The organism is Streptomyces kunmingensis, from assembly GCF_039533535.1.
GTDB classification, from domain to species: Bacteria; Actinomycetota; Actinomycetes; order Streptomycetales; family Streptomycetaceae; genus Streptomyces; species Streptomyces kunmingensis.
The window spans coordinates 85234-100004 of sequence record NZ_BAAATS010000042.1 but is presented as its reverse complement, the minus strand read 5'-3'; the positions used below and the strand labels follow the sequence as shown (position 1 = coordinate 100004).

Genomic DNA, 14771 nt, shown 5'->3' with positions numbered 1-14771 from the left:
GAAGCCGCCATGCCGACGCTCCCCCTGCCGCCGAGCCTGGTGGCCACGCTGCCGGGCCGCTACTACACCGACCCGGACCTCTTCCGCACCGAGCAGGAACGCGTCTTCGAACGCATGTGGTTCTGCGCCGTACGCTCCAGCGACCTCGAGAAGCCGGGCGCGTTCCGCACGGTCCAGGTCGGCCGCGAGAGCGTCCTGGTCACCCGCTCCCGCACAGGCGCCCTGAACGCCTTCCTCAACGTGTGCCGGCACCGCGGCGCCCGCCTGTGCACCGAGGAGCAGGGCCAGGTCCGGCGCACCCTGCGCTGCCCGTACCACGCCTGGACGTACGACCTCGACGGCGCGTTGATCGCGGCGCCCGATCTGGCGCGGATGCCGGACTTCGACCGCTCCGCCTACGGCCTGGTCCGGGTCGCACTGCGGGAGTGGCTCGGGTACGCGTGGGTGTGCCTGGCCGACGAACCCCCGTCGTTCGAGGAGTCGGTGCGGGCCGCGGCCGTCGAGCGGCTCGGCGACTCGGCCGCGATCGACCACTACGGCACCGAAGGACTCGCCCTCGGCAAGCGGATCACGTACGACGTGCGGGCCAACTGGAAGCTGATCGTCGAGAACTTCATGGAGTGCTACCACTGCGCGACCATCCATCCCGAACTCACCGATGTACTGCCGGAGTTCGCGGAGGGCTACGCGGCGCAGTACTACGTGGGGCACGGCGTCGAGTTCGGGGACGAAGTGCAGGGGTTCACCGTCGACGGCAGCGCCGGCTTCGGCACGCTTCCCCTGGTCCCGCCCGAGCGGGACCGCCGCTATTACGCGGTCACGGTCAAGCCGACGGTCTTCGTGAATTTGGTGCCCGACCATGTGATCCTGCACCGGATGTTCCCGCTGGCCGAGGACCGTACGGTCGTCGAGTGCGACTGGCTGTACGCGCCCGAGGTGGTGGCGTCGGGGGCCGATGTGTCGAGGTCGGTCGAGCTGTTCCACCGGGTCAACGTCCAGGATTTCGAGGCGTGCGAACGCACCCAGCCGGCCATGGCCTCACGCGCGTACCGCGACGGCGGCGTCCTCGTGCCCACCGAGCATCACATCGGGATCTTCCACGGATGGCTCAGAGAGCAACTGGACGCCGACCAGCCTCCGTTCAGGCGTCCCGCTTGACCGCCTCGGGGGCCGCGGCGGGCGCGGGGATCGCCACGGAATCGGCGGACTCGGCGGCGTCGGCGGGCCGTTTGAACATGCGGGTCGCCGTGATCTCGCCATGCACCGTCTCCCCCTCCGGGTCCTGCTGCGGCAGACCCGGGCGCAGGTGCTCCTCCACGCTGATGTACTTCAGTCCCGCGCGGAGGTCCGCGTCGTTGCGCAGGCGGATGACGAGCGGGAACTCGGCGAGGGCCGTCGTGTCGAACAGGCCGGTGGTGTAAAGGAGTTGCACGCCGAGCGCGTCGGACACGGCGCGCTGGAGCTCCAGCAGGTACGTGGCGTTGGCGCGGCCGATGGGGTTGTCGAGGAACAGCGTGCCCGCGTGGCGGTGCTTGTCGCGGCCCCGGTCGTTCGAGCGCAGCGCGGCCATCGTGCAGTACAGGGCGATGGCCGCGGTGAGCAGCTGGCCGCCGGAGAACACATCGCCCATCTGCCCGACGGGCACCCGCTCGGCGCGCAGCACCGCGTCCGGCTTGAGGATCTCGACGGCGACGCCCTTGGGCTCCAGGGCCGCGCCGACACCGCGCAGCAGCAGCGACATGCCGTCGCGCCGCATGTCGGAGTTCTTCTTCACGGCCGCACGCGTCGCGTCGTCGATGACCTCGCCGAGCCGCTCGGTGAGCGTGGCCTGGTCGGGCTCCTCGAAGCGGATCCGCAGGAACTCCTGCCCAGACCATTCGCCGAGTCCCTCGGGGAGGCGGGAGAGGCGCTGGGCGGAGCGGAGGGTGGCGAGCGAGGACTCGACGAGGCCGCGCAGCCGGTCCACGATCGAGTCGCGGTTGCGCTCCAGCTGCGCCAGCTCGTCGGTCAGGACGCGCAGCCGGGGCGCGAACGCGTCCGCCCAGCGCTGCGCGTGCTCCGGCAGCGCGGATGCGGGCAGTTCGCGGATCTGCTGCCGCGCAGGCGTGCGCACTTGCTCGTAGCGCGTGGAGTTCGCGTGCCGTACGAGGATGTCGCTCGCCTCGCGGACGGCGGCCTCGGCGGCGGACAGGTCGGCGGCGCACCCACGCAGCGAGCGGCGGGTCTCGGCCGCGGCGGTGCGGGCCTCCTCCAGCGTGCCCGGGTAGGGCTCCTGTTCCTCCTGCTCCTCGTCGCCGTGGTCGCGCAGCAGGTCACGTAGGAGTGCGGCCGTCTCCTCGAAGCCGCCGGTGCCGTCCTCGGCGGTCCGGTGGGCGTCCAGGAGTTCGCTGTGGGCGGCGCGGGCGGTACTCAACGCTTCCGTACGGGCGGCCAGTTCGGTGGTGACGGTGCGCAGCAGGGTGCTCGCGTGCTCGACGTCGGCGGGGACGAGGTCCTCGGGCAGCTCGGTGTGGGCCTCGCCGTCCTCGGGCGCGTGCCGCTCGGCCTCGCCGCGCAGCCGGCCGAGCTGCTCGCTGGCGGTGGAGGCGCGGGTCTCCAGGAGCTGGACGTGCTCCTCGGCGCGGGCGGCGGCGGCCTGCCGGGAGGGGCCGTCGGAGCCGTCGGGCGATTCGAGGAGCGTGGCGGCTCGGGTGCGCACCTTGTTGCTGAGCCGGCCCAGCTCGGTGAGGGCGGCCGATTCGTCGCTCTCGGCGCGGGCCTGCTCGGCGCGCAGGTCGGCGCCGACACCGACCTTCTCGTACAGCTGCGAGGCGGCGCGGTAGGCCTCGCGCAGGGCGGGCAGCGACGCCTTGGGCGCTTCCCCTTCGGGTACGTCGTCGGGGGCGCCGGCGATCTCGGCGCGCTCGGCGCGCAGCGCGCGGGCGGTGCGGCGGGTGTCGTCGGCGGAGCGCTGGGCGGAGCGCCGGTCCTCGTCGGCGGCGCGGGCGTGCTCCAGGCAGGTCTGGGCGCGTGCCTCGGATTCGGCGGCCTCGTCGGCGAGTTCGCGGACCTTGGCCTGCCAGGCGGCGCGCTCGCGCAGGCGGTAGGCGAGTCCGGCGAGGGCGTCGGCGACGCGGCGGGCGCGCTGGGCGGCGTCCTGCCGCTCGTCGCGCACGCGGGTCGCCTCGGCGGCGGCCTCATCGGCCTCGGCGCGCACGGTGCGGGCCTCGGCCAGCTCGGCCTCGGTCTCCTCGGCGAACGTACGGGCTTCTTGTGCGGCGGTGGCGAGTTCGGTGAGGTGGCCCGCGGGGCAGCCGGAGCGCCAGGAGCTGAGCCGGGCGGCCAGCTCGCGGTCCTTGGCGAGGCGCCCCGCGAGGGTGCGGATGGACTCGTCGCGGCGGGTGGCGCGGGCGCGCAGTGCCTGGCGTTCCTCGTCGGCGGCGTGCTCGTCGTGCATGGCCGGGTTCGGCGGGACGAGGAAGACGCCGCTGCCGCCCTCGTCGGAGGAGTACTCGGCGGGGGTCGGTGCGAGCAGCGCGGCGGAGGTGCCGACGGCGACGGCGGAGCGGGGCAGCAGTGCGGCGCCCGCGAGGGCTTCCCGGGCCCGTGCGTGGGAGGCCGGGTCGGTGATGATGACGCCGTCGACCAGCTCGGGGCGGGCGGCGAGCACGCGCGCGTGGTCGACCGGGTCGACGGACTGGGCGAGGTAGCGCCAGCCGGGGAGGGCCGGGATGCCGTGTTCACCGAGGTACTCGACGGTGGCCAGCACGTCAGGTCCTGGCGGCAGCAGCCCGCCGTCGCCGAGCGCGCCGAGGATGCGGGAGTCGTCGGCGGCGGCCGTACGCAGCTCGAACAGCTGGCGCTCGGCGGAGGCGACCGAGTCGTCGAGGAGGGTCCCCAGGTCGTCGGCCGCGCTGTCGAGGTCTTCGGGGGTGAGCGGGGTGGGGGGCGCGTCGGTGGCGCGGGGTCCGTCGGCCGCCGTGGCGGCGCTCGACGGGCCGTCCACGCCGAGCAGTTCGGCCAGCCGCTCCTCACCGGCCAGCGCGGCGGCGGCCCGCTCCTCGGCTTCGTAGGCGTGGGCCGCGGCGCTCGCGGCGTCGGCGGCGCGGGCCGCGGTCAGCTCGGCGCGGGCCTCGACGGAGGCGGCTTCGCGGGCGTGCTCCAAAGCGCGGCCGGCGGCCTCGCGGGCGGTGTCCCAGGCGGCGACGGTCGTCTTCTCGGCGTCGGAGGCGGCGAGTGCGGCGCGGGCCGGGTCGGCGTCGGGCGCGCTGTCGTCGAGCCAGCCGGCGCGGACGGCCTCGGCGGTCTCCTGCTCGACCTCGCTCAGGCGCTGGCGCAGGTGGCCGAGCTCGCTGCGGGCGCGCTGGGCCTCGGTGGCGGCGACGGTCGCGTCGCGGTGCGCGGTCTCGCCCGCCTCCTGGAGGACGGCGGAGCGCTCCTCCTCCTCGTTCGCATGGCTCTCGGCCTTCTCCGCGGCGCCGTGCAGGGCCCGGACCAGCTCGGCGGCGGCCTTGGCGCGGGCGGCGAGCGCGGGGGCGGCGTCGCGCTCGGCCTCGAGGATGGCGGCGGCCACGCGCGCGGAGCGGTCGGAGGCGGCGCGGTGGCGCAGCACGGCTTCGGCGGCCTGCCAGGCGGAGTGCAGGGTGCGGGCGTCGGCCAGTTCGCGCTTCTGCGCGGCGGCGGCCTTCTCGGCCCCCGCGAGGGCCAACGAGGCATGCCGGTAAGCCAGTTCGGCCGCGATGAGGGCGCTGCGCTCGCGCGCGGACTCGGCCTCGGTGACGGTGTGCGCGGCGGCGGTGACCTGCTGGGCGAGGTCCGAGGCGCGCCCGCGCTCGACGCCGGCCCGGGCGCTCAGGCGGCGGGCGAGGGTCCGGGTGCGGCGCTCGGCGGCGGCGTGGACGTCACGCGCGCGTGCCCGCGTGTCGGCGGCTTCGACGATACGGGTGAGCAGATCGACGGAGCCGGCGGTGAAGTCGCGCTCGGCGATCAGCTCGGCGCGCCGGCCCAGCTTGTTCCCGAAGCCGCTGACCAGGTCGGCGAGGCCGTCCGTGTCGCGGGTGTCCGTCACGGCGCGCAGCAGCAGGTCGGTGAAGTCGGAGTCCTTCTTGACCGCGAAGAGACCGGCGGCCTCGCCCTCGTCCGCGTTCATCTCGCGCTGGTAGCGGAAGAGTTCGGGGTCGAGGCCCAGCTCACCGAGGTGCTCGTTCCACCGGTCGTGGATCTCTTCCCAGTGCACCTCGAGGTGGGGGTAGAACTTGCCCGCCTCCGTCAGGGCGTCCCGGAAGCCTTTCATGGTGCGGCGCCGGCCCCGCGCGCCGGAGGCACCTTCGGCGCTGGGGCGTACGGCCGACGATTCGGCGACGGGCAGTGAGTCGAGGCTGAGTCCGGGGCCGGGCCTGAACGAGTACCAGGCCTCGGCGAACTTCCGCGGGTCGTTGGAGACCTGGCGTCCGCGCCACTCGCTGGCCTTGCCGACGACGACGCATTCGCCGGTGAGTGTGTGCTGCCATTCCAGGGCGACGTGTCCGCAGTCGTCGGCGAGCAGGAACTTGCGCAGCACACCGGAGCTGGCACCGCCCAGGGTGTTCCGGTGGCCGGGCAGCATCACGGAGAAGATCAGCTTGAGCAGGACCGACTTGCCGCCGCCGTTCTCCAGGAAGAGCACTCCGGCCGGCGCCGGGCGGCGCGGCGGGCCGACGGGCTCGTCCTCGAAGAACTCCGCCTGGGCGGGCGCGGGGTCGGGCACGGGCGCGCCGACGCCCCGCAGGTCGAGCACGGTGTCGGCGTAGCGCGCACCGGCCGGCCCGATGGAGTAGAGGCGAACCCGGGACAGCTCGTACATGGCGGACTCTCGTGGTAGGTACGGACGGACGGTGGGAGGGCGGTCAGGAGTGGAAGGGCAGGCCCGCGTCGGCGAGCTCGACCGCGTCCTCGTCCATCGGCGGCACCAGGCTCGCGGAGCCGTCGGTCACTGCCACCACGCCGAGGTCCAGGAGTTCGGCCATGGCCGCGGTGCCGGCCATGTCGCGGACCTGCAACTGATAGCGGGCCGTGGTGCGGTACGTGCCGCCGCCGTCGTCGCCGGTTCTCTGCAGGAATCCGGAGTCCGTGAGGAACGCGACGGCCTTGGCGACGATGCCGGTCGTCGAGCCGGCGAGGCGGCGCGCGTCCTTGGTGGCGCCGGTGGAGCTGCGCCGCGCCCAGATCCGCCAGGCCGCTTCGAGGCCCGGGGCGTCGGTGGCCGGGTCGGTGTTCAGGCCCTCCTCGTCGGCCCGCTCCTCGAGCTTGCGGCAGGCCTGGCGGACGAAGCCGTCCACCCCGTTGACACTGACGCGGCCGATGTAGCCGTCGTCGGCGAGGTCCTCGGGGCGGGGGAAGGCGAGTGCGGCGACCGCGAGGTGGGCGAGGCCGTGCAGGAAGCGGTCGGTGGAGTCGGCGGCGGTGCGGCGTGCGTAGTCGCCCATGCGGACGGCGAAGACGGAGTCCTCGGCGGCGGTCACGGCCATGCCCGCGCGCGGGGAGACCTCCAGGACGACGAGGCCGAGTCCGGTGGCGACGGCGTCGGCGAGGCGCGCGAACGGCGGGTCCTCGCGGTAGCGGCGCAGCAGTTCGCCGTACTCCTGGTCGCGGGAGGGCGCCAGCTTGGGCTGCAGGCCGAAGGAGACGAGCCGGGCGGCGTCGGCCGCGTCGGCGGGCGTGACCGGCGCCGGGGCCCTCACCGCGGCCGGGCCGGCGGCCTCGGGCTCGCCCCACTCGGCGTGCTCTTCAAGGTGCTCGGTCACGGGCGGTGCTCCTTCATGGTTCCTACGTGCGAGGGGGCCGGCATGACGGTGCCTCCGTGCGGGTGGGCCGGCATCACGGTGCCTCCATGCCGGTGGGCCGGCATGACGGTGCCTCCGTGCGGGTGGGCCGGCATCACGGTGCCTCCATGCCGGTGGGCCCGCATCACGCGGCCTCCGTCCGGCCGGCCGCCATCCCCGCGGCGTCGAGCAGCGCCGTGCCCACGATGAGGTCGGCGCCGCCGAACTCCTCGTCGTCGAGCTCGGTGCCGTCGTCCACGGCGAACAGCAGCTTGCCCTCGCCCTGCCGGTAGGCGGTGCCGACCGGCGGGCTCGCCGCGTGGACCGCCAACAGGGCCACCAGGTACGGCAGTTCGGTGTCGCGCCGACGCGCCTCGGCGAGCAGCCCGGACAGCCGGCGCGGCGCGTCCGCGGGCAGGTCGAGCAGTTCCTTGGCGCTCGCGAGCTGCTCCTCACTGAAGCGGCTGTCGTCCGGGGTGGCGACGAGGTCGGGCTCGGGCATCTCGGCGCCGAGGTGCTCCCGCTCCAGCGGCGGGGTCAGCAGTATGTCGACGAGGTCGCCGACCCGGACGGAGACGGGGGTGCGCAGTCCGGTGCCGCGCGCGAAGAACGCGTCGGTCACCTTGCGGGCGCTCTCCACCGGCAGCGGCAGCAGGGGCGCGACGAGCTGTCCGTACAGGTCGAGGCCCGCGCGAGCGGAGGGGCCGGCGAACGCCTGCCGGTCCTGCTCGGCGCGGAACAGGGGGCCCGCTTCGAGGAGGCGGGACTGGAGCTGCGTATGGCGGCGGATGCAGTCCTTGACGATGTCGACGAGCTCGGCGGCGCGGCGCTTCTGCTCGGGGTCCTCGGACTCGTCCCGGGCCTTGCGGATGTTCGTCAGGATCGCGTTCTCATGGCGGTAGCGGTCGGCGACGTGGTCGAGCGCCTCGGCGATCATGTCGGGCACGGCCCGCAGCCAGTCCACGGCGCGCACATTGCGCCGCGTCGCGTCCAGCGCCCTGCGCAGCGTCTCCGAGTACTGCACGGTCCGGTACCTGGCCTGCTCGGCGGCGAGCTGCGCGTCCGCGAGCCTTCCGCGGCTGATCAGCACCTCCAGCTTCACCTCGGCGGCGATCTGCGCGCTGGTGACGTCGGTGTCGAGAGCACCGACCAGCACATTGACGGCCTCGTCGGTCGTGCGGAGATAGACGCCGCCCCCGTAACCGGAGACTTCCTCGATCAGCTTGAAGTCGTAGTCGCGCCGCACATAGGAGCCGTCCGTCGCGAACGTGCCGTACACGGCGCGGAATCCGCGGTCCACGGTGCCCACGTTGATCAGGTTCTCCAGGACCCAGCGGGCGACGCGCTCGTGCTCGGCGGCGGGCCGCTGCGGTGCCTGGGCGGCGATGCGCGGCACGAGCCGGGCCACTATCTGCTCGTGGTCGGCGCCCGTGTCGAAGTCCATGTTCAGTGTGACGAGGTCGATCGCGGAGAGCGCCACCTCGGCCATGCCGTACGTCGAGTACTCGCCCGCGAGGTTGGCCTTGCGCACGTCGAGGTCGTGCAGCGGCGCGGTGCAGGCGAGCGCGCGAAGCCGCCGCGCGAGCCCTTCGTCGGCGGCCGGCCCCGGTGCGGGGCGCGGCCCCGCGCTGAGCTGGGGCGGAACGGATTCCGTGGTGGCAGGCGAAGTCACGGTGCACAGACTAGGCGCTGGGTCTGACAACGGTCGAAACGACGCAGATGCGACGGTGGCCGCGGGCGGCTACAGGTCCGCCGGGACCCGCTGCCCGTACACCTCGACGAGCCCGTCGCGGGAGTCGTCGAGGTAGTCGGCGAGCAGCGCCTCGGCCGCGTCCCTGCGGCCCTCCTGGAGCGTCTCGACGATCCGCAGATTGCGGGCGAGGTAGGGCTCGTGGAGGCCGCGCGGGTCGTCCACGACGTGGAAGGCGAGCCGCAGTTCGGCCAGGACGCTGCGCATCAGTTCGTCGGTGCGCTCGCTGCGTGCGAGGGCGACGAGTTCGCGGTGGAAGTGGATGTTGGCGGTCGAGACGCCCTTCCACTCGCGGGCCCGGGCGGCGCGCTGTCCGTCGGCGACGGCCGCGGCGACCCGGTCGAGGGCGTACGGGGGTTCGCCGAGGGAGCGCACGACGGCGCACTCGATCATGCGCCGGATGCGGTAGATGTCCTCGACGTCGTCGATGCTCAGGACGCGGACGAAGACACCGCGGTTGAGCCGGTGTTCGAGCAGCCGCTCGTGGGTGAGCAGCCGGAAGGCCTCGCGCAGGGTGTTGCGCGAGACACCGAGGGCGCCCCCGATGCTGTCCTCGGACAGCCGGGTGCCGGGCGGGAAGAAGCCTTCCGCGATCCGGCTCCTGAGGATGTCCGCGACGCGCTCGGCGGTGCTGGTGCGCCCCAGCAGCGCGCGGTCGTCGGCGAGTGCGTTCAGTTCTTCCGTGGCCACGGCCGAATTCAAGCGCAGATACAAGAACGAGACAACATGGGTATTGAGGGATCGTTCAACGATCCTCTACCTTGGCGTTCAGGTGAGGTCCCGGATCCGGGGCCTCTGCCGCGCTTCCGCTCATTCCGTACGCACCGCCACGCACACACATCCCCTGCGAGGTGCTTCATGAGCACGACTCCTCCGACGTCCGGCGCGACTCTCCCCGACGGCCCGGCCCCTACGGCCGGCGGTCCCCGACTCCCCGATTCCGGCGGCACGTTCGGCTGGCTGCGCGAGCTCGGCCCGCGCGGTCGCCGCGCCTTCGCGGGCGCCTTCGGGGGCTACGCCCTCGACTCCTACGACTACTTCACGCTGCCGCTGAGCATGGTGGCGCTGGCCGCTTACTTCGGTCTGAACAGCGGCCAGACCGGGCTGATCACCACGGTCACCCTGGTCGTCTCGGCGGTCGGCGGCGCGGTCGCGGGCGTGATCGCCGACCGGATCGGCCGCGTCAGAGCCCTGATGATCACCGTGCTCACGTACGCCGTCTTCACCGTGGCCTGCGGTTTCGCCCCCACCTACGAGACGCTGCTCGTCTTCCGCGCCTTGCAGGGGCTCGGGTTCGGCGGCGAGTGGGCGATCGGCGCGATCCTCGTCGCCGAGTACGCCTCCGCGAAGAACCGGGGCCGCACGCTCGGCGCCGTACAGAGCTCCTGGGCGGTCGGCTGGGCGCTGGCCGCGATCGTCTACACGCTGGTCTTCCAGTTCGTGGACGCGGATCTGGCCTGGCGCGTCATGTTCTGGACGGGCGCGCTGCCCGCTCTGCTGGTGGTGTGGCTGCGCCGCCGCGTCCAGGACGCCCCGAGGGTCGCCCAGGAGCGCGAGTCGAGCGCCCGTACGGGTTCGTTCACGGCGATCTTCAAGCCGGGTCTGCTGCGCACGACGCTCTTCGCGGTCCTCCTGTCCACCGGCGTCCAGGGCGGCTACTACACGCTCGCCACCTGGGTGCCCACCTACCTGAAGGACGACCGCGGCCTGACCGTGGTGGGTACCGGCGGCTATCTGTCCTTCCTCATTTCGGGCGCGTTCCTCGGCTACCTGACGGGCGGCTACCTCACCGACCGGCTCGGCAGGAAGCGCAACATCGTCCTGTTCGCGGTGCTCTCCGCGGCGAGCATCCTGGCGTACACGAACATCCCGGACGGCGCGAACGGCCTCCTTCTGGTGCTCGGTTTTCCGCTCGGCTTCTGTATGTCCGCCATCTTCAGCGGCTTCGGCTCCTTCCTGAGCGAGCTGTACCCGACCGCCGTACGCGGCACAGGGCAGGGCTTCACGTACAACACGGGCCGCGCGATCGGCGCGGTCTTCCCCACTCTCGTCGGCTTCCTCGCCGACAGTTGGGGGGTCGGCGGTGCCCTGGTCTTCGGGGCGATCGGCTACGGCCTCGCCGTCATCGCGCTGCTCGGACTGCCGGAGACCCGCGGAAAGGAACTCCTGTGAACCGTACGGAAGAACGCACCGCCACCTGGACACCGCGACAGGCCCGCGCCCACTTCCGCTCGGGCGCGAGCTCGCCCACCGCGGGCTGGTCGCGCGGCCACACCCAGGCCAACCTGATCGCGGTACCGGCCGACTGGGCCTACGACATGCTGCTGTTCTGCCAGCGCAACCCGAAGCCGTGCCCCGTCCTGGACGTCACGGACGCCGGTGCGTGGACGACCCCGCTCGCGCCGGGCGCGGACCTGCGCACGGATCTCCCGCGCTACCGGGTGTGGCAGGACGGCGAGTTGGCCGCCGAACCGGGCGACGTCCTCGGATTCTGGCGCGAGGACCTGGTGTCGTTCCTGATCGGATGCAGCTTCACCTTCGAATGGGCGCTCGCCGGGGCCGGCGTGCCGCTGCGCCACATCGAGCAGGGCAGGAACGTGCCGATGTACGTCACTACGCGCGCGTGCCGCGACGCCGGCCGGATGCACGGCCCGCTGGTCGTGTCGATGCGCCCGGTGCCACAACACGCGCTGGAGGCCGCGATCCGGGAGAGCTCCCTGATGCCCGCGGTGCACGGCAGCCCGGTGCACCTGGGGTGCCCGGACGCCCTCGGCATCGAGGACCTGGACGCGCCCGACTTCGGCGACGCGGTGGACCGCGCGCCAGGGGACATACCGGTCTTCTGGGCCTGTGGCGTGACGCCCCAGGCAGCCGTGATGGCGTCACGGCCGCCGTTCGCGATCACCCACGCACCGGGCCACATGTTCCTCACGGACACCCGCGACGAACAGCACCGCATCTTTTGAGAGACCGCATCAAGGGACCGCATCCTTTGGAAAAGCGGCCCCTCAGGAAACGGCCCCGGACGCCTCCGCCGCGGCGGACGCCGACAGCGCCGACAGGGCGGCGGCCACTCCGGCCGACGCGCGCAGGTCGAGCCGGGCGCCGGTGCCGCGCAGGCCGTGCCGTACCTCGTCGGCGGCGAGCGCCATGAGCTGCGGCAGCAGGTCGGTGCAGCGCCTGGCCACCCATCCGGTGCCCGCGGTGGCCAGCCAGCGCAGAGCGGCCGAGCGGGTCGGCGCGGGCCGCTGCGGCTCGGTGTCCGGCGCCGGGCCGTGTGCCTTCCCGGCCTCGGCCAGCACCGCGTGGAAGCGGGCGGCGAACAACCGGTGCCCCCGCTCCCCCGGGTGCAGCCGGTCCACGCTCCACATGGCCCGGTCCGCCACCCAGTCGCCCTCGGCGGCGTGCAGATGGACCGCTCCGTGCCGTTCGGACAGGGCGTGGACCACGGAGTTGACCGCCTGCTGCCGCCGCGCCAGAGGCCGGGCCAGGGCCCCGGGCAGCCCCAGCATCGCGCCGGGGTCGGGCAGACACGCCGTGAGGACGATCGCGCCGCGGCCGGCGAACGCCCCGTACACGGCGTCGAGGTGGGCGGCCATGGCATGGAGGTCGAACGTGCGGCGCAGGGTGTCGTTGACACCGACGACGACGGACACGATGTCCGGCGCGAAGGCGAGCGCGTCCGGCAGCTGCCGCCCGCGCACCTCGGCCGTCTGTGCCCCGCTCACCGCGAAGTTGCGGAACTCCACCGGCGTCCCGGCGGGCGCGAGGCCGTCTGCGAGCAGCGCCGCCCAGCCCCGCCACCCGCCGTCGACCGGATCGCCGATCCCTTCGGTGAGGGAGTCGCCGAGCGCGGCGAACCTGAGCGCCTTCATGCCGCGCCCCCTTCGCGCACTCGCACCGGTGCTTCGTGCGCCGCGAGGAAGGCGTCCACGGCGGCGCCCCACCCGAAGCACTCGGCACGCGCGCGTGCCGCTTTCCTGCGGTGCTGAACGGGCCGGCCCAGCACCTCCTGCACGGCGGCCGCGAACGCCGCACCGCTGTCACCCGCGACGGCGCCCGCCGCCCCCACGACCTCCGGCAGCGCCGACGAGGAGCTGACGACGACCGGTGTCCCGCAGGCCAGCGCCTCCAGGGCAGCGAGCCCGAACGTCTCGGCAGGCCCGGGCGCCAGGCACACGTCTGCCGCGGCCTGCAACGCGGCGAGCGCCTCCCGGTCCGCGACGTGCCCGAGGAAGTCGACCGGCAACCGGCGTGCGCGCGCCCGCTGTTCGAGGCGGGCGCGCAGCGGCCCGTCCCCCGCGACGACGAGCCGCACGGGCACACCGCGCCGGCGCAGCTCCGCCACGGCGTCGAGGCCCGTGCTCGGCCGCTTCTCCACGGACAGCCGCGTACACATGACGAGCAGCACCTCCCCCACGCGCGCGTGCCGCTCCCGTACGCCGCTGTCCGTGTCCTGGGGACGGCAGCGTTCGAGGTCCACTCCGAGCGGCGCCCGGACGACGTTGCGCGCACCGATGCGGACGAACTCGCGCTCGGCCCACTCCGTGGTGCACACCACGCGCGCGTAGGCGTGCGCGGTACGGGAGTTGAGCACGTCGGCGGCGCGCCGCGCGGCCCGGTCGGGCATGCCCCAGGTGCGCAGCACGCCGTGGGCGGTCTCGTGGGACACCATCACGGCGGGCACCCGGGCGCGCCGCGCCCACTCGCCGGTCCAGCGCAGGGTCGTACGGTCGGAGACCTCCAGGCGGTCGGGGCGCAGATCCTCCAACAGCCGTGTCACGCGCCGTCGTTCGGTCAGCACGCGGTATCCGCCGGTGCCGGGCAGCGGTGCCCCCGGCAGCGTGAGGACGCGGCCCTGCGCGCGGTCCACGTCGGAGAAGCGGTGCCCCGGCACGATCAGGACGGGCTCGTGCCCGGCCGCCCGGTACCCGGCGCCCAGCTCCCGCAGCGCGGTGCGCAGTCCGCCGGAGGCGGGCGCCACGAAGTTCGCCAGCCGTACGATGCGCAGGCCCTCGCTCATGCCGCCACCGCCGTCCGCGCGCGCAGCACTTCGGCGTAGTGCTCGACGAGCTGGTCCCCGACGGCCTCCCAGGTGCGGTCGACGACGGCGGCGCGGCCCGCGGCTCCGTAGGCGGCGCGCAGCGCCGGGTCGGCCGCCAGGGACCACACGGCGTCGCGCACGGCCTCCGCGTCCCCTGGCGGCACGAGCAGCCCGGTCCTGCCGTGGGCGACGAGGTCGAGGGGGCCGCCGACGGCCGGGGCGACCACGGGAACCCCGCTGGCCATGGCCTCCTGCACCGTCTGGCAGAACGTCTCGAACGGCCCCGTGTGCACGAAGACGTCCAACGAGGCGAAGATCCGGGCGAGTTCGTCCCCCGTACGCCGTCCGAGGAACACGGCGCCGGGCAGTGCGCCGCCCAGCGAGGCCCGGCTCGGCCCGTCCCCCACGACGACGACCCGTACCCCGGGCAGTCCGCAGGTACGGGCGAGCAGTTCCACGTGCTTCTCGGGCGCGAGCCGTCCCACGTAGCCGACGAGCAGTTCCCCGCCGGGCGCCAGCTCCGCGCGCAGCGACGCGTCGCGCCGCCCGGGCCGGAACCGGGCGCCGTCCACACCGCGCGGCCACAGCCGCACCCGGGGCACTCCGTGCGCCTCCAGGTCGAGGCGGGCGGCGCTCGACGGGGCGAGGGTGCGGTCGGCGGCGGCGTGCACGCTGCGGATGCGCCGCCAGGCCGCGGCCTCGCCCGCCCCCATGTACGTACGGGCGTAGCCGGCGAGGTCGGTCTGGTAGACGGCGACGGCGGGGACGCCGTGCCGTGCCGCGGCCGCCATGCCGCGGACGCCGAGTACGAACGGGCTGGCCAGGTGGACGACGTGGGCCCGGTGCGCGGCGACGGCCTGGGCGACGCGGCGGCTGGGCAGCGCGACGCGGACCTGCGGGTAGCCGGGCAGGGGCAGGGACGGCACCCGGACCACGGGGCAGGGCGCTGCCGCGTCCGCCTCGGGTCCGGCGGCGGTGGCCGGGGCGACGACGAGGGGCTCGTGTCCGCGGGCGGCGAGGTGCCGCGCGGTCTGCTGGGCGCAGTGCGCCACACCGTTGATGTCAGGAGGGAAGGACTCGGTCACGATGACGACACGCATACCGTTGTTGTCGCCGTGCCGGACGTGCCCACGTCAACGTGGATCTTTCCTGGCGAGGAACGTCCCATGAGCGTTGCGCCGCCCGGGAAACAGCGGGC

At 74.1% G+C, this 14771-nt stretch carries 10 protein-coding genes; 3 read left to right on the top strand and 7 right to left on the bottom strand.

Going from position 1 to position 14771, the window contains the following annotated elements; genetic code table 11:
- Positions 1-9: 9 nt before the first annotated feature.
- On the top strand, positions 10-1158 hold the full coding sequence (locus ABD366_RS38840; protein WP_324766117.1) for an aromatic ring-hydroxylating oxygenase subunit alpha: 1149 nt from the start codon (positions 10-12) through the stop codon (positions 1156-1158).
- Here the strand turns inward: ABD366_RS38840 and ABD366_RS38835 are convergent.
- The 4 genes from ABD366_RS38835 to ABD366_RS38820 form a co-directional block, all read right to left on the bottom strand.
- Positions 1142-5821, bottom strand: a complete 4680-nt coding sequence (locus ABD366_RS38835) for a hypothetical protein (RefSeq protein WP_344443366.1) — start codon at positions 5819-5821, stop codon at positions 1142-1144. The two genes, ABD366_RS38840 and ABD366_RS38835, sit on opposite strands and share 17 nt — an antisense overlap.
- 43 nt (positions 5822-5864) lie before the next feature.
- Positions 5865-6761 (bottom strand): hypothetical protein, encoded by an 897-nt coding sequence (locus ABD366_RS38830; RefSeq protein WP_425577030.1) that lies wholly within the window; start codon positions 6759-6761, stop codon positions 5865-5867.
- Positions 6762-6924: 163 nt separating this feature from the next.
- Positions 6925-8451 carry a hypothetical protein gene (locus ABD366_RS38825; protein WP_324769876.1) on the bottom strand — a complete coding sequence of 509 codons (1527 nt, stop codon included), beginning with the start codon at positions 8449-8451 and terminating at the stop codon, positions 6925-6927.
- Between the two features lie 69 nt (positions 8452-8520).
- A complete protein-coding gene (locus ABD366_RS38820) occupies positions 8521-9219 on the bottom strand; it encodes a GntR family transcriptional regulator (protein WP_324769878.1) in 699 nt (232 codons plus the stop codon).
- 168 nt (positions 9220-9387) lie between these two features.
- Between ABD366_RS38820 and ABD366_RS38815 the strand changes: the two genes are divergently transcribed.
- Complete coding sequence (locus ABD366_RS38815; RefSeq protein WP_324769880.1) at positions 9388-10701, top strand: MFS transporter; 1314 nt, start codon at positions 9388-9390, stop codon at positions 10699-10701.
- Complete coding sequence (locus ABD366_RS38810) at positions 10698-11495, top strand: putative hydro-lyase (RefSeq protein WP_324769881.1); 798 nt, start codon at positions 10698-10700, stop codon at positions 11493-11495. Before ABD366_RS38815 ends, ABD366_RS38810 begins: the two co-directional genes overlap by 4 nt.
- Before the next feature lie 42 nt (positions 11496-11537).
- On the opposite strand, the gene ABD366_RS38805 is transcribed toward ABD366_RS38810, so the two are convergent.
- The 3 genes from ABD366_RS38805 to ABD366_RS38795 are packed head-to-tail and all read right to left on the bottom strand — an operon-like array spanning position 11538 to position 14673.
- Entirely contained in the window at positions 11538-12404 is an 867-nt protein-coding gene (locus tag ABD366_RS38805) for an SGNH/GDSL hydrolase family protein (protein ID WP_324769882.1), read from the bottom strand.
- Complete coding sequence (locus ABD366_RS38800) at positions 12401-13552, bottom strand: glycosyltransferase (protein ID WP_324769884.1); 1152 nt, start codon at positions 13550-13552, stop codon at positions 12401-12403. The genes ABD366_RS38805 and ABD366_RS38800 overlap by 4 nt, the downstream gene beginning before the upstream one ends.
- Positions 13549-14673: a glycosyltransferase family 4 protein gene (locus tag ABD366_RS38795; RefSeq protein ID WP_324769885.1), complete on the bottom strand. Its 1125-nt coding sequence runs from the start codon at positions 14671-14673 to the stop codon at positions 13549-13551. Before ABD366_RS38795 ends, ABD366_RS38800 begins: the two co-directional genes overlap by 4 nt.
- Between the last annotated feature and the right edge of the window lie 98 nt (positions 14674-14771).

Excerpts from the sequence above, each read along its gene's own strand:
- ABD366_RS38835 (WP_344443366.1), bottom strand. The coding sequence starts at position 5,821 with ATGTACGAGCTGTCCCGGGTTCGCCTCTACTCCATCGGGCCGGCCGGT.
- ABD366_RS38795 (WP_324769885.1), bottom strand. The coding sequence starts at position 14,673 with ATGCGTGTCGTCATCGTGACCGAGTCCTTCCCTCCTGACATCAACGGT.
- ABD366_RS38840 (WP_324766117.1), top strand. The coding sequence starts at position 10 with ATGCCGACGCTCCCCCTGCCGCCGAGCCTGGTGGCCACGCTGCCGGGC.
- ABD366_RS38815 (WP_324769880.1), top strand. The coding sequence starts at position 9,388 with ATGAGCACGACTCCTCCGACGTCCGGCGCGACTCTCCCCGACGGCCCG.
- ABD366_RS38805 (WP_324769882.1), bottom strand. The coding sequence starts at position 12,404 with ATGAAGGCGCTCAGGTTCGCCGCGCTCGGCGACTCCCTCACCGAAGGG.
- ABD366_RS38800 (WP_324769884.1), bottom strand. The coding sequence starts at position 13,552 with ATGAGCGAGGGCCTGCGCATCGTACGGCTGGCGAACTTCGTGGCGCCC.